This window comes from Escherichia sp. TW09308 (assembly GCF_000208565.1).
GTDB classification, from domain to species: Bacteria; Pseudomonadota; Gammaproteobacteria; order Enterobacterales; family Enterobacteriaceae; genus Escherichia; species Escherichia marmotae.
On the sequence record NZ_AEME01000001.1, the window covers coordinates 373,977 to 393,325 of the forward strand.

A 19,349-nucleotide genomic window follows, 5' to 3' on the forward strand; every position below is an offset into this window, starting at 1 on the left:
TATGTCAATTAAAACCATTAAATATTTCTCAACAATTATTGTAGCGGTTTTTGCAGTTCTTGCCGGATGGTGGCTATGGAACTACTACATGCAGTCCCCCTGGACACGCGACGGAAAAATACGCGCAGAACAGGTTTCTATCACGCCACAGGTGTCTGGACGTATTGTTGAGCTGAATATAAAAGACAACCAGTTGGTTAACGCGGGTGATATTCTGTTCTCTATCGATAAAACGCCCTTTCAGATTGCTGTGCTTAATGCCCAGGCTCAGTTGGCAAAAGCGCAATCTGACCTCGCCAAAGCCAATAATGAAGCTAACCGTCGCCGCCATCTCTCACAAAACTTTATCTCTGCCGAAGAGCTGGATACCGCTAACCTCAATGTTAAAGCGATGCAGGCAAGTGTCGATGCCGCACAAGCAACGCTGAAACAGGCACAATGGCAACTGGCGCAAACGGAAATTCGCGCCCCGGTGAGTGGATGGGTCACTAATCTCACCACCCGCATCGGTGACTACGCCGACACCGGAAAACCACTGTTTGCTCTGGTGGACAGCCACTCGTTTTACGCCATTGGTTATTTTGAAGAAACCAAATTGCGCCATATCCGGGGCGGTGCGCCAGCACAAATTACACTCTACAGCGACAATAAAACGTTACAGGGTCACGTTTCCAGTATTGGTCGGGCGATTTATGATCAGAGTGTGGAAAATGATTCCAGCCTGATTCCCGACGTTAAACCTAACGTTCCCTGGGTTCGTCTCGCCCAACGTGTTCCTGTTCGTTTTGCTCTCGATAACGTCCCCGGCGATGTCACGCTGGTATCCGGCACCACCTGTAGTATCGCTGTAGGCCCGTAATGAACGTACCGCCATGGTCGCTGCACAATTTCCCCTGGTTCAGAGCCACGCTGGCGCAATGGCGTTATGCGTTACGCAACACCATTGCCATGTGTCTGGCGCTGACGGTTGCCTATTATTTAAATCTTGATGAACCTTACTGGGCAATGACCTCGGCGGCGGTGGTCAGCTTCCCCACCGTTGGCGGTGTCATCAGCAAAAGCATGGGACGTATTGCTGGCAGTTTGCTCGGAGCTATCGCGGCACTGATTCTTGCCGGACATACTCTCAACGAGCCGTGGTTTTTTCTGTTGAGCATGTCTGCGTGGCTTGGCTTTTGTACCTGGGCCTGCGCGCATTTCACGAATAACGTGGCCTATGCATTTCAACTGGCGGGCTATACTGCGGCCATTATCGCCTTTCCGATGGTCAATATTACTGAAGCCAGCCAGCTATGGGATATCGCTCAGGCACGTGTTTGTGAAGTGATTGTCGGTATTCTTTGCGGCGGCATGATGATGATGATCCTGCCGAGCAGTTCTGATGCCACCGCTCTTTTAACCGCACTGAAAAACATGCATGCTCGTTTACTGGAACATGCCAGTTTGCTTTGGCAGCCCGAAACGACCGATGCCATTCGCACAGCACATGAATCGGTAATTGGGCAAATACTGACCATGAATTTGCTGCGTATTCAGGCGTTCTGGAGCCACTATCGTTTCCGCCAGCAAAATGCACGCCTGAATGCACTACTCCACCAGCAATTACGTATGACCAGCGTCATCTCCAGCCTGCGACGTATGTTGCTCAACTGGCCCTCACCGCCCGGTGCCACACGGGAAATTATCGAACAGTTACTGACGGTGCTCGCCAACTCGCAAACAAATTTTTACACCGTTGCGCGCATTATTGCCCCGCTACGCCCAACCAACTTAGCCGACTACCGGCACGTCGCCTTCTGGCACCGATTACGTTATTTTTGCCACCTTTATCTGCAAAGTAGTCAGGAATTGCATCGCCTGGAAAACAGCTCAGATGATCATACCAGGCTCCCTCGCGCATCTGGCCTGGCACGTCATACCGATAATGCCGAAGCTATGTGGAGCGGACTGCGTACATTTTGTACATTGATGATGATTGGCGCATGGAGTATTGCCTCGCAATGGGATGCTGGTGCCAATGCATTAACGCTGGCAGCAATTAGTTGCGTACTTTACTCCGCAGTCGCGGCACCGTTTAAGTCGTTGTCGCTACTGATGCGCACGCTGGTATTACTTTCGCTATTCAGTTTTGTGGTTAAGTTTGGCCTGATGGTTCAGATTAGCGATCTGTGGCAATTTTTGCTGTTTCTCTTCCCGCTACTGGCGACAATGCAGCTTCTCAAGTTGCAGATGCCAAAACTGGCCGCGCTGTGGGGACAACTGATTGTATTTATGGGGTCGTTTATCGCTGTCACTAATCCTCCGGTGTATGATTTTGCTGATTTTCTTAACGATAACCTGGCAAAAATCGTTGGCGTGGCGCTGGCATGGTTAGCATTCGCCATTTTGCGACCGGGGTCCGATGCCCGCAAAAGCCGCCGTCATATTCGCGCACTGCGACGGGATTTTGTCGATCAACTTAGCCGTCACCCAACCCTGAGTGAAAGCGAATTTGAATCGCTCACTTATCATCACGTCAGCCAGTTGAGTAACAGCCAGGACGCGCTGGCTCGCCGTTGGTTATTACGCTGGGGCGTGGTGCTGCTGAACTGTTCACATGTTGTCTGGCAATTGCGCGACTGGGAATCACGTTCCGATCCTTTATCGCAGGTGCGAGATAACTGTATTTCATTGTTGCGAGGAGTGATGAGCGAGCGTGGCGTTCAGCAAAAATCACTGGCGGCCACACTTGAAGAGTTACAGCGAATCTGCGACAGCCTTGCCCGCCATCATCAACCCGCTGCCCGTGAGCTGGCGGCGATTGTCTGGCGACTGTACTGCTCGCTTTCGCAACTTGAGCAGGCACCACCACAGGGTACGCTAGCCTCTTAATTAATAACACCACAGGCATAGCGTTCACCGCCGCCGCCCAGCGGTTTTGGTTGATCGGACATATTATCGCCGCCAACGTGGATCATCAGCGCCTTGTCTTTAACTTCGTCGAGTGATTTCAGACGAGGCGCAATGACGGCATCGGTTGCTTTACCGTCATTGTTGACCACCAGCGCAGGCAGATCGCCTAAATGCCCTGCACCTTCTGGCCCTTCATGTTTACCGGTATTTTTGGGATCAAGATGTCCGCCTGCAGATTGCGCCGCAGTAGCTTTGCCATCTTTCGTTGCTGGCTGGCAGCTTCCTTTGGCATGAACATGGAAGCCATGCTCACCGGGCGGTAATGCTTTCAGATCGGGCGAAAATTCCAGACCTTTATCGGTTTCAGTAATCGTTATGCTGCCAATTGACTGTCCAATCCCCTGTGATGTGACGAGGTTCATCTCGACTTTTTCACTGGCGGCTTGCGCGCCGGTCGCAACAACCAGCGTCAGAATAGCCAGACTAAAACGTTTCATAAGACCTCCGCTCAATGTGCATACCTGAATAAGTGTAAACCAGTGACACATATTTGAACAGAGGCGATTCCGAAAGTGCTTACGGGACGTCGTAACCTAATGCCGCTTTACGGATACGGAACCACTGCTGGCGTGTCATTTTCAGGGATTCCGCTTCAACGGCAGCACGCACACGCTCAATTTTACCGGAGCCAATAATCGGCAGCGGCTGCGATGGCAGACGCAATATCCAGGCATAAACCACCTGCTCGATAGAACCCGCGTTTAATTCTTCCGCCACCACAGCAAGTTCATCACGTAGCGGCCTGAAATAATCATCATTAAATAAACGGCCACCGCCAAGACAAGACCAGGCCATCGGGCGAATACGCAGTTGTTGTAGTTGATCGAGCGTACCATCCAGCAACAACGGCTGATGCACCGGAGAAATTTCCACCTGATTAGTGGCAAGAGTAAATGGCAAACGCGATTGCAGCAGGGCAAATTGCGCAGGCGTGAAGTTCGATACGCCAAAATGGCGCACTTTGCCGCTCTGATGCAAATGTTTAAACGCATCCGCCACTTCATCGGCATCCATTAACGGGTCGGGACGGTGGATTAACAGTAAATCCAGATGATCGGTCGCGAGATTAATTAGCGACTGTTCGGCACTTTTAATAATATGGTCGCGATCGGTGATGTAATGACCAATAACGTTTTCTTCACGCGCAGTCGTCGCGATGCCGCATTTGCTGACAATTTCCATCCGTTCACGCAAATGCGGTGCCAGTTTCAGCGCCTCGCCAAATGCCGCTTCGCACTGATAGCCGCCATAAATATCAGCGTGATCCACGGTGGTCACACCGAGATCCAGATGCTCTTCAATAAAACTAACTAACTGGCGTGCGGACATATTCCAGTCCATCAGTCGCCAGTAGCCCATCACAAAACGGGAAAACTCCGGGCCTTGCGGCGCAATAGTAATACGCTGAACCATAATCGCTTCCTCTTATCAGATATGAGAGGAGTATACGCAAGATTGCTCTCAAAAGAGTGATGGTTGCTCTGGTTCGTCTGATGACGTTGGCCTGTTCGCGCGTAATTTACGCATAAGTCGTTGTCGGCAAAGTCGCAGAACCTCCTGTTTTTCACCATCACTCATTTTATTCCAGTTAAAACGCTCATCCCGGCTACGAAAACAGCCACGGCAAAATCCGCGTTCGTCAGACTGGCAAATTCCCCGGCATGGGCTCTGGACGGGAAAGAACTCTAATTGCTCCGCCACCTCGCCCTCCTTATATAAGATTATTACCACTATTGAAGCTGTTAATGCCCAAAGTAGCAACTTTGCTTGCACTAGACCGACCGGTCTACTACACTCAAGCGCATGAACAAACATCCTGAACACGATACTCGCGAACACCTCCTGGCAACCGGAGAGCAACTCTGCCTGCAGCGTGGGTTTACCGGAATGGGGTTAAGCGAATTACTGAAGACCGCCGAAGTGCCAAAAGGGTCTTTCTACCACTACTTTCGTTCTAAAGAGGCGTTTGGTGTTGCCATGCTTGAACGCCATTACGCGGCATACCACCAACGACTGACGGAGTTGCTGCAATCTGGCGAGGGAAATTACCGCGACCGTATTCTGGCCTATTACCAGCAAACGCTGAACCAGTTCTGCCAGCATGGGACGATCAGCGGCTGTCTGACAGTAAAACTTTCTGCTGAAGTGTGCGACCTGTCAGAAGATATGCGCAGCGCGATGGATAAAGGTGCGCGCCAGGTCATCGCTCTGCTCGCCCAGGCGCTGGAAAATGGCCGCGATAGCCACTGTTTAACCTTTTGCGGAGAACCGCTGCAACAGGCGCAAGTTCTCTATGCGCTGTGGCTGGGGGCCAATCTGCAAGCCAAAATTTCGCGCAGCTCCGGGCCTCTGGAAAACGCGCTAACACATGTCAAAACCATTATTGCGACGCCTGCCGTTTAGCAGGCATTTTTTATTTTATCACCAGACGACCGGGAGTCTTTATGTCATCTGAAAAACTGTATTCCCCACTGAAAGTGGGCGCAATCACGGCGGCAAACCGTATCTTTATGGCTCCTCTGACGCGCCTGCGTAGCATTGAACCGGGTGATATCCCTACTCCGTTGATGGCGGAATATTATCGCCAACGCGCCAGTGCAGGTTTGATCATTAGCGAAGCCACCCAGGTTTCCGCCCAGGCAAAAGGGTATGCGGGCGCGCCAGGCATTCATAGTCCGGAGCAAATCGCCGCGTGGAAAAAAATTACCGCCGGTGTTCATGCTGAAAATGGTCATATCGCCGTGCAACTTTGGCACACGGGGCGCATTTCTCACGCCAGCCTGCAACCTGGTGGCCAGGCACCGGTAGCGCCTTCTGCACTTAGTGCGGGTACACGAACTTCTCTGCGCGATGAAAATGGTCAGGCGATCCGCGTCGAAACCACCATGCCGCGTGCGCTGGAGCTGGAAGAAATCCCGGGTATTGTCAACGATTTCCGCCAGGCTATCGCCAACGCCCGTGAAGCCGGTTTTGATCTGGTGGAACTCCACTCCGCTCACGGTTATTTACTGCATCAGTTCCTCTCTCCATCCTCCAACCATCGTACCGATCAGTACGGCGGCAGCGTGGAAAATCGCGCTCGTCTGGTGCTGGAAGTTGTTGATGCCGGGATTAAAGAATGGGGTGCCGATCGCATTGGTATTCGCGTTTCGCCAATTGGTACTTTCCAGAACACCGATAACGGCCCGAATGAAGAAGCCGATGCGCTGTATCTGATTGAACAACTGGGTAAACGCGGCATTGCTTATCTGCATATGTCCGAACCAGACTGGGCAGGCGGCAAACCATATACCGAGGCGTTCCGCGAAAAAGTACGCGCCCGTTTCCACGGCCCGATTATCGGGGCTGGTGCATATACGGTAGAAAAAGCAGAAACGCTGATCGGCAAAGGGTTAATTGATGCGGTGGCGTTTGGTCGTGACTGGATTGCAAACCCGGATCTGGTCGCTCGATTGCAGCGCAAAGCTGAGCTTAACCCACAGCGTGCCGAAAGTTTTTACGGCGGCGGTGCGGAAGGTTATACCGACTACCCTACGCTGTAATCCAACATTGCGAGCGGCGCAAAACCGCCGCTATACTAAAACAACATTTTGAATCTGTTAGCCATTTTGAGGATATAAAGATGCGTCTTCTTCACACCATGCTGCGCGTTGGCGATCTGCAACGCTCCATCGATTTTTATACCAACGTGCTGGGCATGAAACTGCTGCGTACCAGCGAAAATCCGGAATACAAATACTCGCTGGCGTTTGTTGGCTACGGCCCGGAAACAGAAGAAGCGGTAATTGAACTGACCTATAACTGGGGCGTGGATAAATACGAACTTGGCACCGCTTATGGTCACATCGCCCTTAGCGTCGATAACGCCGCAGAAGCTTGCGAAAAAATCCGTCAGAACGGCGGTAACGTTACCCGTGAAGCGGGTCCGGTAAAAGGCGGTACTACGGTTATCGCTTTTGTGGAAGATCCAGACGGTTACAAAATTGAATTGATTGAAGAGAAAGACGCCGGTCGCGGTCTGGGCAACTAATCTCCTGCCGGGCGTGAACTCATCGCGCCCGCATCTTTACTGCATCAGCGGGTAATATTTGTCATAATGCACGCTGCAATTTTTCCGTATTAAGAGAATCAGATGTCCGATAACGCTCAACTTACCGGTCTGTGCGACCGTTTTCGTGGTTTTTATCCTGTTGTGATCGATGTCGAAACCGCCGGATTTAACGCCAAAACCGATGCACTGCTTGAGATCGCCGCCATCACCCTGAAAATGGATGAACAAGGCTGGCTGATGCCGGACACCACATTACATTTTCACGTCGAGCCGTTTGTCGGCGCTAATTTGCAACCAGAAGCCCTCGCCTTCAATGGTATTGACCCGAACGATCCCGATCGCGGTGCAGTCAGCGAATATGAGGCGTTGCATGAGATTTTCAAAGTTGTCCGTAAAGGCATTAAAGCGAGCGGCTGTAACCGCGCCATTATGGTGGCGCACAATGCCAATTTCGACCACAGTTTTATGATGGCTGCCGCAGAACGCGCCTCACTGAAACGTAACCCGTTCCACCCTTTTGTCACTTTCGACACCGCGGCACTGGCCGGGCTGGCTCTCGGACAAACCGTATTATCAAAAGCCTGCCAGACCGCTGGCATGGATTTTGACAGCACCCAGGCGCATTCCGCGCTGTACGACACTGAACGCACCGCCGTGCTGTTTTGTGAAATCGTCAACCGCTGGAAACGACTGGGCGGCTGGCCGCTCCCTGCCGCTGAAGAGGTGTAATCGAGTCGATGCCTGATGACATGTAATGACTCAGGCATCTATAGTGAGGCTATTCCACGAATCATGCATGATATTCACGGGGAATAGCGTTAATTGTTGTTCCGGGAAGTCGCCACCTGGTTCTCGAACGCTGTCACGATGAAATTGGCGACTGGCGTATTATTTTACACTCCCCTTATGGGCGACGAGTGCATGAACCGTGGGCGGGGGCGCTGGTAGTCATTGCTGGCGGAAAATTGTTGCTCTACCTGGCACAAGGCGGCAAGAAGATGCTGGTATGGTAAGAAAAAGATGAACTGCTCCCCCAGAAGTATTCCACGCACTGGCAACCGCACTACGCCGCGAACCACGGCTACGCTTTACATTGACAGAAGTGAATGATCAACCGGTACGGCAAACGCCGATGTTTACGCTGCTGCGTGAGGCGGGATTTTCCAGTTCGCCACAAGGGCTGGATTGGGGATAAAAAACACTGACGGATGCCCGTTAGCCTCCGTCAGTATTGCGGGACGGATTATTCCGCGTCCGGCTCTTCAGACTTGTATTTAGCGGCGGTTTCTTTGATTAGCTGCTGCAGTTCGCCACGCTGATACATTTCGATCACGATATCACAGCCACCTACCAGCTCGCCGTCCACCCACAACTGTGGGAAAGTCGGCCAGTTAGCGTATTTCGGCAGTTCCGCGCGAATGTCCGGATTCTGCAGGATATCAACGTAGGCAAAACGTTCGCCACATGCGGCAAGCGCCTGAACTGCCTGGGCAGAAAAACCGCAGCTTGGCAGTTTCGGTGAACCTTTCATGTACAGCAGGATCGGATTTTCAGCAATCTGGCGTTGGATTTTTTCGATAGTGGTGCTCATTGTCTTGCTTCCTCAAACTTCTTTACGGCAGTAATCTGACATTGTAGCGGGTCAGTGCGGCAACGGAAAATAACATTTTCATCACGCTTTTGCTATTTTATCCCTTTGCTCTATTTGTTGCATTTCAAATATTCGTTTCTTCGCTGTTGCGCTGCAAACTGGCGTATTTATGACCATTTCCAGCTTTCACTGCTGCATTTTTTTACGCTCACCGACGAAATATATTTTTTAACAATAAAAGCTATTAACTTTCTCTTCTTCTATGCATTAGAATCATCAAGTTTTGTAAATCAGACGCAGGCATGATAGACCTGCCTTAACAGAGGGACGCTCAGTGGCGCGGATAAACCGTATTTCGATCACGCTCTGTGCTTTACTTTTTACCACCCTGCCTTTAACGCCTATGGCCCATGCTTCAAAGCAAGCCAGGGAGAGTTCTGCTACTACTCACATCACCAAAAAAGCAGATAAAAAGAAAAGCACGGCAACCACCAAAAAGACCAATAAAGCCAGCCAGAAAACAGCGAAAAAAGCCGCCAGTAAAAGTACCACTAAAAGTAGAACTGCTTCTTCCGTAAAAAAATCCTCCATTACCGCTTCTAAAAACGCCAAAAACCGCAGCAAACAAGTTGTTAATAAAACAGCGGCAGCCAGCTTTACGGAAAAGTGCACTAAACGTAAGGGTTATAAAACACATTGCGTGAAAGTTAAAAATGCCGCACCAAGAACCCTCGCTGACGCGCATAAAGCCAAAGTACAGAAAGCCACTACCGTGGCAATGAATAAACTGATGCAACAAATTGGCAAGCCATATCGCTGGGGCGGCAGCTCACCGCGTACCGGTTTCGATTGTAGCGGGCTGGTTTATTACGCCTATAAAGATCTGGTGAAGATCCGTATTCCACGTACAGCTAACGAAATGTATCACCTGCGTGACGCCGCACCGATCGATCGCAGTGAATTGAAAAATGGCGACCTGGTCTTCTTCCGCACTCAGGGTCGCGGAACCGCCGATCACGTTGGCGTGTATGTTGGCAACGGCAAATTTATTCAGTCTCCGCGCAGTGGACAGGAAATTAAAATCACTTCTTTAAGCGAAGATTACTGGCAGCGCCACTATGTAGGTGCTCGTCGGGTAATGACCCCAAAAACACTTCGCTAAAACTTTACCCTGTTGTTACAGCAACAGGGTAAGTTCATCTTTTGTCTCACCTTTTATTTTGCTACCCTATCCTCACGCACAATAAGGCTATTGTACGTATGCCAATTAATAATAAAGGAGAGTAGCAATGTCATTTGAATTACCTGCACTACCATATGCTAAAGATGCTCTGGCACCGCACATTTCTGCGGAAACTATCGAGTATCACTACGGCAAACATCATCAAACTTATGTCACTAACCTGAACAACCTGATCAAAGGTACTGCGTTTGAAGGTAAATCACTGGAAGAGATTATTCGTAGCTCTGAAGGTGGCGTATTCAACAACGCTGCTCAGGTCTGGAACCATACTTTCTACTGGAACTGCCTGGCACCGAACGCCGGTGGCGAACCGACTGGTGAACTGGCTGACGCTATCGCCGCTTCTTTTGGTAGCTTTGCCGATTTTAAAGCGCAGTTTACTGATGCTGCGATCAAAAACTTTGGTTCTGGCTGGACCTGGCTGGTGAAAAACAGCGATGGCAAACTGGCTATCGTTTCTACTTCTAATGCCGGTACTCCGCTGACCACCGATGCGACTCCGCTGCTGACCGTTGATGTCTGGGAACACGCTTACTACATCGACTATCGCAATGCGCGTCCTGGCTACCTGGAACACTTCTGGGCGCTGGTGAACTGGGAGTTCGTGGCGAAAAATCTCGCTGCATAATAACTGATGGCAAATGCAACATTGCCTGATGCGTTGCGCTTATCAGACCTACGCGGATGAGGCGTTAACACCACATCTGGCAAGATAAATCGCACTTTGCCTGCAAACTGTAACGCAGAAGGTTATCCTTCTGCGTTTTTGTTTTATTAGCTGTTGGCAACGCAAACTGCTTCAGGTTGTTTTCTGGCTGACATAAACACCAACAATAATGCCAGTCCCGCGACAATCGCCCCCATCACCGGCACAAAACTGTACCCCAGACCACCGGAAATCACCGCACCACCAGCAGCCGCTCCCAATGCATTTCCAAGGTTAAAGGCACCAATATTCACCGATGATGACAGACCCGGCGCTTCGCTGGCGACTCGCATCACTCGCATCTGCAAGGGCGGTACGACCGCAAAGGTTGCCGCGCCCCACACTACCATGCTGATTGCCGCACCGAACTCATTACGGGCCAGGAACGGGATTGCCAGCATAATCACCATCAGCAGCAACAAAAATCCCTTCAGCGTGCCGTTGACCGAACGATCTGCCAGTTTACCGCCGAGATAGTTACCGATAGAGAATCCGACACCAATCAGCACCAGCATGGCTGTAACAAACACCGGCGTCGCGTGGGTGATACTTTGCAGCACCGGAGAAATATAAGTGTAGAGCGTAAACATTGCGCCAGCCCCCAGCACCGTCGTCAGTAAAGCCGATAACACCTGCGGACGCAGCAGCACCGCCAGCTCTTTTTTCACTTCTGGTCGCGCCCCTGCGCCACCTTTCGGTAAAGAGAAGTACAGGCTAATCATCGAAATCACGCCCAACCCCGCCGTTGCCAGGAACGACATTCGCCAGCCAATAGTTTCACCCAGCCAGGTCGCCGCCGGAACACCGCCGATATTCGCCAAAGTTAAGCCCATAAACATGGTCGCAACTGCGCTGGCCTGTTTATGTTTTGGCACAACGCTTGCGGCCACAACTGACCCCAGGCCAAAAAATGCACCGTGATTCAGACTGGTCAAAATACGTGAAAGCAGCAGTGTCATGTAATCCGGGGCAATGGCAGAAAGTACATTACCAAGGGTAAAAATCGCCATCAGGAAAATCAGCGCGCTGCGGCGGGCACGATGAGAAAGTAATAATGTCATCAGCGGCGCGCCAACCATCACACCAACCGCATAGGCACTGATTAACATTCCGGCAGCAGGGATCGAGACATCCACACCGCGCGCAATGACGGGCAACAGGCCCATTGGCGAGAACTCCGTTGTCCCGATACCAAACGCGCCAATCGCCAGCGCCAGCAACGGATAGTTAATTTTCATGCCTAATCTCCACCTCTTCGCGTCATCACGCGATGTTCATCAAAGTGGCGAAAGCATGACATCAATCACAAAAGAATGAAAATAACAAAAAGAGAAAACACTTTTGCCATTTTGCTAACAAAGAGGAGAGAGATGCGAGGGAGAACGCGCTCCCTCGAGGGGAAATCAGTGCAGCGCGGCAGTCAAACCCACTGCCACGATCAAACCAAGAACGATAATGGTTGTTACCAATGAAAATTTAAGGTCGGTGCTCATCAAGTTTTCTCCTTTTTTATTACCACACAAAAAATGATATTACTCATTTTTACACAGTGTGATGAAAAAATCTCCCGGCATTTATAATGATAAGTGTTTTTACTACTTCCCCTTTTCATCAAGATCGGCCAAAATTCCACGCTTACACTATTTGCGTACTGGCCATTGACCCCTTCCTGACGCTCCGTGTCATTTTTCCGGCGTACCGCAACACTTTCGTTGTGCGTAAGGTGTGTAAAGGCAAACGTTTACCTTGCGATTTTGCAGGAGCTGAAGTTAGGGTCTGGAGTGAAATGGAATGGCAACAATAAAAGATGTAGCGAAACGAGCAAACGTTTCCACTACAACTGTGTCACACGTTATAAACAAAACGCGTTTTGTCGCGGAAGAGACTCGTAACGCTGTGTGGGCAGCGATTAAAGAATTACACTACTCTCCTAGCGCGGTGGCGCGTAGCCTGAAGGTTAACCACACCAAGTCTATCGGTTTGCTGGCGACCAGCAGCGAAGCGGCCTATTTTGCCGAGATCATTGAAGCGGTAGAAAAAAATTGCTTCCAGAAAGGCTACACACTGATTCTGGGCAATGCGTGGAACAATCTTGAGAAACAGCGGGCCTATCTGTCGATGATGGCGCAAAAACGCGTCGATGGCCTGCTGGTCATGTGTTCTGAGTATCCGGAACCATTACTGGCGATGCTGGAAGAGTATCGCCATATCCCGATGGTGGTGATGGACTGGGGCGAAGCAAAAGCGGACTTTACCGATGCAGTTATCGATAACGCTTTTGAAGGCGGCTACATGGCCGGGCGCTATCTGATTGAACGCGGTCATCGCGAAATTGGCGTTATTCCTGGTCCGCTGGAGCGCAACACCGGCGCTGGCCGTCTGGCGGGTTTTATGAAAGCGATGGAAGAAGCCATGATCAAGGTGCCGGAAAACTGGATTGTGCAGGGTGACTTTGAGCCTGAATCGGGTTATCGCGCCATGCAGCAAATCCTGTCGCAACCGCACCGCCCTACTGCTGTCTTCTGTGGCGGCGATATCATGGCTATGGGCGCACTTTGCGCCGCTGATGAAATGGGTCTGCGCGTACCGCAAGATATTTCGCTGATCGGTTATGATAACGTGCGCAACGCCCGTTATTTTACTCCGGCGCTGACGACTATCCATCAGCCAAAAGATTCGCTGGGCGAAACGGCGTTCAACATGCTGTTGGATCGTATCGTCAACAAACGCGAAGAACCGCAGTCAATTGAAGTTCATCCGCGGCTTATTGAACGCCGCTCCGTGGCTGACGGCCCGTTCCGCGACTATCGTCGTTAATCATCCGTTGCGGGAGTCTCTTCCGGCTCCCGCAGCCATTCCTTATTCAGCGTCTCGCTATCACCGAGATACTCCAGCAGCCAGGTTAACGCAGGCGACATATCATTCTGCTGCCAGGTCAGACAACATGCCGAATCAGGGAATGGATTTTCCAGTTCTAATGCTACCCACTTCCCCTCGTTCAGCCACGGTTTAGCGAAATGGGTCGGCACCATGCCAATGCATAACCCGGCCGAGATACAGGTTGCCGATGATTCCCAGTCCGGGACAACCAGGCGCTTTTGGTTATCGAGCAGCCAGGTAATACGTTTGGGCAGCGTCCGTGACGTGTCTTCGCGCACCAGTGACGGCCAGTTGCGCAACGTATCATCGCTGAACGGCCCATTCATCGACGCTAGCGGATGGTGGCGGGCAACAACACAACTCCAGCTCAACATTCCCATATCACGGAAGGCGTAACGCCCACCTACCGGAATCGCCCGTGTCGCACCAATCGCCAGTTCCACACGTCCGTCGGAAAGCGCATCCCAGACACCGTTAAACACCTCCTGAAAAACCAGAAGTTCGACGTCATCAAAATGGCGATAGAAATCAACAATCATCTGCCGCGTGCGTTCTGGCCTGACAATATTATCTACCGCGATGGCTAACTGACCGCGCCAACCGTTCGCTATCTGCTGACATTGCTGGCGAGTGATCTGCATTTTTTTGACAACAGAACGCCCTTCTTTGAGAAACCACGCCCCGGCAGCGGTCAGTTCCACGTCACGATGACGCCTTTCAAAAAGCGGCACTGCCAGCCACTCTTCCAACTGACGAACGGTATAGCTGACCGCAGAAGGAACGCGATGCAACTCCTGGGCCGCGGCGCTAAAACTACCATTACGCGCCACCGCATCAACCACTTCGAGAGAATACTCAGACCACATAGTTTGCCTGCAAAATTTTTGAAACCAGTCATCAAATATTACCGTTTCACAACACGAATTTCACTCCCTACACTTTGCGACGGTGTTTAATTGAGAGATTTAGAGAATATACATGCAACCTGGGAAAAGATTTTTAGTCTGGCTGGCGGGTTTGAGCGTACTCGGTTTTCTGGCAACCGATATGTATCTGCCTGCTTTCGCCGCCATTCAGGCCGATCTGCAAACGCCTGCGTCTGCTGTCAGTGCCAGCCTTAGTCTGTTCCTTGCCGGTTTTGCCGCAGCCCAGCTCTTGTGGGGGCCGCTCTCCGACCGATATGGTCGTAAACCGGTGTTATTGATCGGCCTGACAATTTTTGCTCTGGGTAGTCTGGGGATGTTATGGGTGGAAAACGCCGTCACTCTGCTGGTATTGCGGTTCGTGCAAGCTGTGGGGGTCTGCGCCGCGGCAGTTATCTGGCAGGCGTTGGTGACGGACTACTACCCTTCACAAAAAGTGAATCGTATTTTCGCCACTATCATGCCGTTAGTGGGGCTGTCTCCGGCGCTTGCTCCTCTTTTAGGTAGCTGGCTGCTGGTCCATTTTTCCTGGCAGGCGATTTTCGCCACCCTGTTTGCCATTACCGTAGTACTAATTCTGCCCATTTTCTGGCTTAAACCCACGACTAAAGCACGTAATGATAGCCAGGATGGTCTGACCTTTACCGATCTGCTGCGTTCAAAAATCTATCGCGGAAACGTACTGATTTATGCTGCCTGTTCAGCCAGTTTCTTTGCCTGGCTGACCGGTTCTCCGTTCATCCTTAGCGAAATGGGTTACAGCCCGGCCGTCATTGGTTTAAGTTATGTCCCGCAAACTATTGCGTTTCTGATTGGTGGTTATGGCTGTCGCGCCGCGTTGCAGAAATGGCAAGGTAAGCAGTTGTTGCCGTGGCTACTGATGCTGTTTGCTGTCAGCGTCGTGACAACCTGGGCGGCAGGATTCATTAGCCATGTTTCACTGGTCGAAATTCTGGTCCCCTTCTGTGTGATGGCGATTGCCAACGGCGCAATCTACCCGATTGTTGTCGCACAGGCGTTGCGGCCCTTCCCACATGCAACCGGACGCGCCGCAGCCTTGCAGAACACTCTGCAACTGGGACTGTGCTTCCTCGCAAGCCTGGTGGTTTCCTGGCTTATCAGCGTTAGCACACCTCTGTTCACCACCACTAGCGTGATGTTATCAACTGTGGTGCTGGCCGCTCTGGGTTACATGATGCAACGTTGTAAAGAACGAGACTGCCAGAATCAAAGCAATGCCGAAGTCGCTCATAGTGAATCGCATTGATATATATCGATATCTTTATACTTAGGCCGCTAACAAAATTTTGTTGTATGATTGAAATTAGCGGCCTATACTAATTTTCAGTTGTTAAGATTACGATAAATATTATGTTTCTACGGGGACAGGAGTGTTCCCGGTTTACTATGGATGGTCATTTCGGCAAGGGTTCCTCCTTTCCCTCTGTTCTACGTCGGATTATAGACTCGCGGTTTTTTCTGCGAGATTTCTCACAAAGCCCAAAAAGCGTCTACGCTGTTTTAAGGTTCTGATCACCGACCAGTGATGGAGAAACTATGAGTTCATCGTGTATAGAAGAAGTCAGTGTACCGGATGACAACTGGTATCGTATCGCCAACGAATTACTTAGCCGTGCTGGCATTGCTATTAATGGCCCTGCTCCGGCAGATATTCGTGTTAAAAACCCCGATTTTTTTAAACGCGTCCTGCAAGAAGGATCGTTAGGGTTAGGCGAAAGTTATATGGATGGTTGGTGGGAATGTGACCGACTGGATATGTTTTTTAGCAAGGTCTTGCGCGCAGGTCTCGAAAACCAACTCCCCCATCATTTCAAAGACACACTGCGCATTGCTGGTGCACGCCTTTTCAATCTACAAAGTAAAAAACGTGCCTGGATAGTTGGCAAAGAGCATTACGATCTCGGTAATGACTTGTTTAGCCGCATGCTTGATCCCTTCATGCAATACTCCTGCGCTTACTGGAAAGATGCCGATAATCTGGAATCAGCCCAGCAAGCGAAGCTCAAAATGATCTGTGAAAAATTGCAGTTAAAACCGGGTATGCGCGTACTGGATATTGGCTGTGGTTGGGGCGGTCTGGCACATTACATGGCGTCTAATTATGACGTAAGTGTGGTGGGTGTCACGATTTCTGCCGAACAGCAAAAAATGGCTCAGGAGCGCTGCGCAGGTCTGGATGTCACCATCTTGCTGCAAGATTACCGGGACCTGAACGACCAGTTTGACCGTATTGTTTCGGTTGGAATGTTCGAACATGTCGGGCCGAAAAATTACGATACCTATTTCGAAGTGGTGGATCGTAATCTGAAACCGGAAGGTATTTTCCTGTTGCATACTATCGGCTCGAAAAAAACCGACCTGAATGTTGACCCGTGGATAAATAAATATATTTTTCCGAACGGTTGTCTGCCCTCTGTTCGGCAAATTGCTCGCTCCAGCGAACCGCATTTCGTGATGGAAGACTGGCATAACTTTGGTGCCGATTACGACACCACGTTAATGGCCTGGTATGAGCGATTCCTCGCCGCATGGCCAGAAATTGCTGATAACTACAGTGAGCGCTTTAAACGGATGTTTACCTATTATCTGAATGCTTGCGCTGGTGCTTTCCGCGCCCGCGATATTCAGCTCTGGCAAGTGGTGTTCTCACGTGGGATCGAAAGCGGTCTTCGGGTTGCACGCTAAATGTCATTCTATCGCCCCCGTTTTGGGGGCGATGTCATTTCAAATCAGGCTTCAGTATCTTATTGATTCAAGGCCTGCTCACGCATTGCCAGCACACGTTCTACCGTATCTACCACTGCCTGAGTTTGTGGATCGATTTCGATATTGACACGCGCGCCGAGTTTTTTCTTACCGAGGGTGGTACGTTCCAGCGTTTCCGGAATTAAATGCACACAGAAACGGGTCGACGTTACTTCGCCTACGGTCAGGCTAATACCGTCGATTCCGATAAATCCTTTATACAGGATATATTTCATCAACTGACTATCCTGCACTTTAAACCAGATCTGGCGATTATTTTCAGAGGTTAATATTTTCGCGACTTCGGCGGTGGTCATAATATGACCCGACATTAAATGCCCACCTATTTCATCACTGAATTTCGCCGCACGTTCTACATTTACCCAATCCCCAACCTGTAAATCGCCAAGATTGGTAATGCGTAACGTCTCTTTCATCAGGTCAAAACTGATATGGTTACCGTTGATTTCCGTCACGGTCAGGCAACAACCGTTGTGTGCTACAGACGCTCCGGTCTCCAGACCATCAAGCATGTAGTCAGGTAACTCAACCACATGAGTACGAAAATTTGGTTTCTCGTCAATCGACACCAGTTTTGCAGTGCCCTGCACTATCCCCGTAAACATACTTACAACTCCTGAAATCAGTTAAGGCATTCTGTTCAGCACAATAGCAGGTGGGAAACACCCTTGCCAGTAAAGGGGGCTGAATGGTTATTTTTTCACTGGAGAATTAATAAATCCTCGCTACAATAGACTGAATTTCCCCTGCTTCTTCTTTTTGCTGCCCATTCAGGCGGCTTTTTAGTCTCTCATATAACAACAATATAAAAGGTGTTCACGTGCAGAAGTATATCAGTGAAGCGCGTCTGTTATTAGCATTAGCAATCCCGGTGATTCTCGCGCAAATCGCCCAAACCGCAATGGGTTTTGTCGATACCGTGATGGCGGGCGGCTATAGTGCCACCGACATGGCGGCGGTGGCTATCGGTACGTCAATCTGGCTTCCGGCCATCCTCTTTGGCCACGGACTGCTACTGGCATTAACGCCGGTTATCGCGCAATTAAATGGTTCTGGTCGCCGTGAGCGCATTGCGCACCAGGTGCGACAAGGTTTCTGGCTTGCCGGTTTCGTTTCAGTGCTCATTATGGTGGTACTGTGGAATGCGGGTTATATCATCCGCTCCATGCAAAATATCGATCCGGCGCTCGCTGATAAAGCGGTAGGTTATCTGCGAGCACTGTTGTGGGGCGCACCGGGCTATCTATTCTTCCAGGTCGCACGTAACCAGTGTGAAGGTCTGGCAAAAACCAAACCTGGGATGGTGATGGGTTTTATTGGCCTGTTGGTGAACATTCCAGTGAACTATATCTTTATTTATGGTCATTTTGGGATGCCAGAACTCGGTGGCGTCGGCTGTGGTGTGGCGACTGCGGCTGTGTATTGGGTGATGTTCCTCGCTATGGTTTCTTATATTAAACGTGCCCGCTCCATGCGCGATATCCGCAACGAAAAAGGCACCGCTAAACCGGATCCAGCCGCCATGAAACGCCTGGTGCAACTTGGTCTTCCTATCGCGCTGGCGCTGTTCTTTGAAGTGACGCTGTTTGCTGTGGTGGCGCTGTTGGTATCCCCACTCGGTATTGTCGATGTGGCAGGCCACCAGATTGCACTGAACTTCAGTTCGTTGATGTTCGTTCTTCCAATGTCACTGGCTGCAGCGGTAACCATCCGCGTAGGTTATCGTCTGGGCCAGGGTTCGACGCTGGATGCACAAACAGCCGCACGGACAGGGCTTATGGTTGGCGTTTGTATGGCGACTCTGACCGCAATTTTCACGATTTCACTGCGGGAGCAAATCGCCCTGTTGTATAACGATAACCCAGAGGTTGTGACGCTGGCGGCTCACTTAATGTTACTGGCAGCGGTGTATCAGATTTCTGACTCCATACAGGTGATCGGCAGTGGGATTTTGCGTGGTTATAAAGATACGCGTTCCATTTTCTATATCACCTTTACGGCTTACTGGGTGCTGGGTTTGCCGAGCGGCTACATTCTGGCTCTGACCGATCTGGTGGTTGAACCAATGGGGCCAGCAGGCTTCTGGATCGGTTTTATTATCGGCCTGACTTCTGCTGCCATTATGATGATGCTGCGTATGCGTTTTCTGCAACGTTTACCGTCAGCCATTATTCTGCAACGAGCCGCTCGTTAATAAAGACAAGGCGCAACCTTCG

General features: G+C 50.6%; 20 protein-coding genes and 2 pseudogenes. 14 read left to right on the top strand and 8 right to left on the bottom strand.

Annotated elements, in window-relative coordinates; translation table 11 throughout:
• Position 1 precedes the first annotated feature (1 nt).
• The gene (locus ESM_RS0101915) at positions 2-859 is read left to right on the top strand and encodes an efflux RND transporter periplasmic adaptor subunit (protein WP_000023825.1); all 858 of its coding nucleotides are present in this window, start codon (positions 2-4) and stop codon (positions 857-859) included.
• Entirely contained in the window at positions 859-2,871 is a 2,013-nt protein-coding gene (locus tag ESM_RS0101920) for an FUSC family protein (protein WP_001102448.1), read from the top strand. Before ESM_RS0101915 ends, ESM_RS0101920 begins: the two co-directional genes overlap by 1 nt.
• Here ESM_RS0101920 and sodC read toward each other — a convergent pair.
• The 3 genes from sodC to ESM_RS01000000123760 form a co-directional block, all read right to left on the bottom strand.
• Entirely contained in the window at positions 2,868-3,389 is a 522-nt protein-coding gene (sodC, locus tag ESM_RS0101925) for a superoxide dismutase [Cu-Zn] SodC (protein WP_000819798.1), read from the bottom strand. The genes ESM_RS0101920 and sodC overlap by 4 nt on opposite strands.
• 79 nt (positions 3,390-3,468) lie before the next feature.
• On the bottom strand, positions 3,469-4,365 hold the full coding sequence (locus tag ESM_RS0101930; protein ID WP_000250649.1) for an aldo/keto reductase: 897 nt from the start codon (positions 4,363-4,365) through the stop codon (positions 3,469-3,471).
• 48 nt (positions 4,366-4,413) lie between these two features.
• Positions 4,414-4,653 (bottom strand): DUF1289 domain-containing protein, encoded by a 240-nt coding sequence (locus tag ESM_RS01000000123760; protein WP_024191872.1) that lies wholly within the window; start codon positions 4,651-4,653, stop codon positions 4,414-4,416.
• Positions 4,654-4,755: 102 nt separating this feature from the next.
• On the opposite strand from ESM_RS01000000123760, the gene nemR reads away from it, so the two are divergent.
• From nemR to ESM_RS1000000128965, 6 genes and pseudogenes are all read left to right on the top strand, one after another.
• Complete coding sequence (gene nemR / locus ESM_RS0101935) at positions 4,756-5,355, top strand: DNA-binding transcriptional regulator NemR (RefSeq protein ID WP_001032896.1); 600 nt, start codon at positions 4,756-4,758, stop codon at positions 5,353-5,355.
• Between the two features lie 41 nt (positions 5,356-5,396).
• Entirely contained in the window at positions 5,397-6,494 is a 1,098-nt protein-coding gene (nemA, locus tag ESM_RS0101940) for an N-ethylmaleimide reductase (protein ID WP_000093624.1), read from the top strand.
• Between the two features lie 80 nt (positions 6,495-6,574).
• The gene (gloA, locus tag ESM_RS0101945) at positions 6,575-6,982 is read left to right on the top strand and encodes a lactoylglutathione lyase (RefSeq protein WP_001237802.1); all 408 of its coding nucleotides are present in this window, start codon (positions 6,575-6,577) and stop codon (positions 6,980-6,982) included.
• 102 nt (positions 6,983-7,084) lie between these two features.
• Positions 7,085-7,732 carry a ribonuclease T gene (gene rnt, locus ESM_RS0101950; RefSeq protein ID WP_001282288.1) on the top strand — a complete coding sequence of 216 codons (648 nt, stop codon included), beginning with the start codon at positions 7,085-7,087 and terminating at the stop codon, positions 7,730-7,732.
• A gap of 95 nt (positions 7,733-7,827) precedes the next feature.
• A pseudogene (locus ESM_RS1000000129595) lies at positions 7,828-7,947 on the top strand (hypothetical protein); the annotation flags it as partial.
• Positions 7,936-8,198, top strand: a pseudogene (locus ESM_RS1000000128965) (ATP-dependent helicase); the annotation flags it as partial. The pseudogenes ESM_RS1000000129595 and ESM_RS1000000128965, both read left to right, overlap by 12 nt.
• A 48-nt stretch (positions 8,199-8,246) precedes the next feature.
• On the opposite strand, the gene grxD reads toward ESM_RS1000000128965, so the two are convergent.
• Complete coding sequence (grxD, locus tag ESM_RS0101955; RefSeq protein ID WP_000108172.1) at positions 8,247-8,594, bottom strand: monothiol glutaredoxin 4; 348 nt, start codon at positions 8,592-8,594, stop codon at positions 8,247-8,249.
• A 334-nt stretch (positions 8,595-8,928) separates the two neighbouring features.
• Here grxD and mepH point away from each other — a divergent pair, with 334 nt between their 5' ends.
• Positions 8,929-9,756, top strand: coding sequence for a peptidoglycan DD-endopeptidase MepH (gene mepH, locus ESM_RS0101960; protein ID WP_000101174.1), 828 nt, complete (start codon positions 8,929-8,931; stop codon positions 9,754-9,756).
• Between the two features lie 127 nt (positions 9,757-9,883).
• On the top strand, positions 9,884-10,465 hold the full coding sequence (sodB, locus tag ESM_RS0101965) for a superoxide dismutase [Fe] (protein WP_000007276.1): 582 nt from the start codon (positions 9,884-9,886) through the stop codon (positions 10,463-10,465).
• A 146-nt stretch (positions 10,466-10,611) separates the two neighbouring features.
• Here the strand turns inward: sodB and ESM_RS0101970 are convergent, their stop codons facing one another.
• A complete protein-coding gene (locus tag ESM_RS0101970) occupies positions 10,612-11,781 on the bottom strand; it encodes an MFS transporter (RefSeq protein ID WP_000701022.1) in 1,170 nt (389 codons plus the stop codon).
• Positions 11,782-11,946: 165 nt separating this feature from the next.
• Positions 11,947-12,036, bottom strand: coding sequence for a cytochrome bd-I accessory subunit CydH (gene cydH / locus ESM_RS01000000123765; protein WP_000102278.1), 90 nt, complete (start codon positions 12,034-12,036; stop codon positions 11,947-11,949).
• Between the two features lie 298 nt (positions 12,037-12,334).
• Here cydH and purR point away from each other — a divergent pair, with 298 nt between their 5' ends.
• The gene (purR, locus tag ESM_RS0101980; RefSeq protein ID WP_000190977.1) at positions 12,335-13,360 is read left to right on the top strand and encodes an HTH-type transcriptional repressor PurR; all 1,026 of its coding nucleotides are present in this window, start codon (positions 12,335-12,337) and stop codon (positions 13,358-13,360) included.
• On the opposite strand, the gene punR is transcribed toward purR, so the two are convergent.
• Entirely contained in the window at positions 13,357-14,289 is a 933-nt protein-coding gene (gene punR / locus ESM_RS0101985; RefSeq protein ID WP_000269487.1) for a DNA-binding transcriptional activator PunR, read from the bottom strand. The two genes, purR and punR, sit on opposite strands and share 4 nt — an antisense overlap.
• Before the next feature lie 112 nt (positions 14,290-14,401).
• Between punR and punC the strand changes: the two genes are divergently transcribed.
• Positions 14,402-15,613 carry a purine nucleoside transporter PunC gene (punC, locus tag ESM_RS0101990; protein WP_001182378.1) on the top strand — a complete coding sequence of 404 codons (1,212 nt, stop codon included), beginning with the start codon at positions 14,402-14,404 and terminating at the stop codon, positions 15,611-15,613.
• Between the two features lie 290 nt (positions 15,614-15,903).
• Positions 15,904-17,052 carry a cyclopropane fatty acyl phospholipid synthase gene (gene cfa / locus ESM_RS0101995; protein ID WP_000098885.1) on the top strand — a complete coding sequence of 383 codons (1,149 nt, stop codon included), beginning with the start codon at positions 15,904-15,906 and terminating at the stop codon, positions 17,050-17,052.
• A 59-nt stretch (positions 17,053-17,111) separates the two neighbouring features.
• Here cfa and ESM_RS0102000 read toward each other — a convergent pair whose 3' ends face one another.
• On the bottom strand, positions 17,112-17,738 hold the full coding sequence (locus ESM_RS0102000; protein ID WP_000493961.1) for a riboflavin synthase: 627 nt from the start codon (positions 17,736-17,738) through the stop codon (positions 17,112-17,114).
• 215 nt (positions 17,739-17,953) lie between these two features.
• Between ESM_RS0102000 and mdtK the strand changes: the two genes are divergently transcribed.
• Entirely contained in the window at positions 17,954-19,327 is a 1,374-nt protein-coding gene (mdtK, locus tag ESM_RS0102005) for a multidrug efflux MATE transporter MdtK (RefSeq protein WP_001174974.1), read from the top strand.
• Positions 19,328-19,349: the final 22 nt, after the last annotated feature.

Coding starts and splice junctions, on each gene's coding strand:
- ESM_RS0101915 (WP_000023825.1), top strand. CDS start 2: ATGTCAATTAAAACCATTAAATATTTCTCAACAATTATTGTAGCGGTT.
- ESM_RS0101920 (WP_001102448.1), top strand. CDS start 859: ATGAACGTACCGCCATGGTCGCTGCACAATTTCCCCTGGTTCAGAGCC.
- sodC (WP_000819798.1), bottom strand. CDS start 3,389: ATGAAACGTTTTAGTCTGGCTATTCTGACGCTGGTTGTTGCGACCGGC.
- ESM_RS0101930 (WP_000250649.1), bottom strand. CDS start 4,365: ATGGTTCAGCGTATTACTATTGCGCCGCAAGGCCCGGAGTTTTCCCGT.
- nemR (WP_001032896.1), top strand. CDS start 4,756: ATGAACAAACATCCTGAACACGATACTCGCGAACACCTCCTGGCAACC.
- nemA (WP_000093624.1), top strand. CDS start 5,397: ATGTCATCTGAAAAACTGTATTCCCCACTGAAAGTGGGCGCAATCACG.
- gloA (WP_001237802.1), top strand. CDS start 6,575: ATGCGTCTTCTTCACACCATGCTGCGCGTTGGCGATCTGCAACGCTCC.
- rnt (WP_001282288.1), top strand. CDS start 7,085: ATGTCCGATAACGCTCAACTTACCGGTCTGTGCGACCGTTTTCGTGGT.
- grxD (WP_000108172.1), bottom strand. CDS start 8,594: ATGAGCACCACTATCGAAAAAATCCAACGCCAGATTGCTGAAAATCCG.
- sodB (WP_000007276.1), top strand. CDS start 9,884: ATGTCATTTGAATTACCTGCACTACCATATGCTAAAGATGCTCTGGCA.
- ESM_RS0101970 (WP_000701022.1), bottom strand. CDS start 11,781: ATGAAAATTAACTATCCGTTGCTGGCGCTGGCGATTGGCGCGTTTGGT.
- cydH (WP_000102278.1), bottom strand. CDS start 12,036: ATGAGCACCGACCTTAAATTTTCATTGGTAACAACCATTATCGTTCTT.
- purR (WP_000190977.1), top strand. CDS start 12,335: ATGGCAACAATAAAAGATGTAGCGAAACGAGCAAACGTTTCCACTACA.
- punR (WP_000269487.1), bottom strand. CDS start 14,289: ATGTGGTCTGAGTATTCTCTCGAAGTGGTTGATGCGGTGGCGCGTAAT.
- punC (WP_001182378.1), top strand. CDS start 14,402: ATGCAACCTGGGAAAAGATTTTTAGTCTGGCTGGCGGGTTTGAGCGTA.
- cfa (WP_000098885.1), top strand. CDS start 15,904: ATGAGTTCATCGTGTATAGAAGAAGTCAGTGTACCGGATGACAACTGG.
- ESM_RS0102000 (WP_000493961.1), bottom strand. CDS start 17,738: ATGTTTACGGGGATAGTGCAGGGCACTGCAAAACTGGTGTCGATTGAC.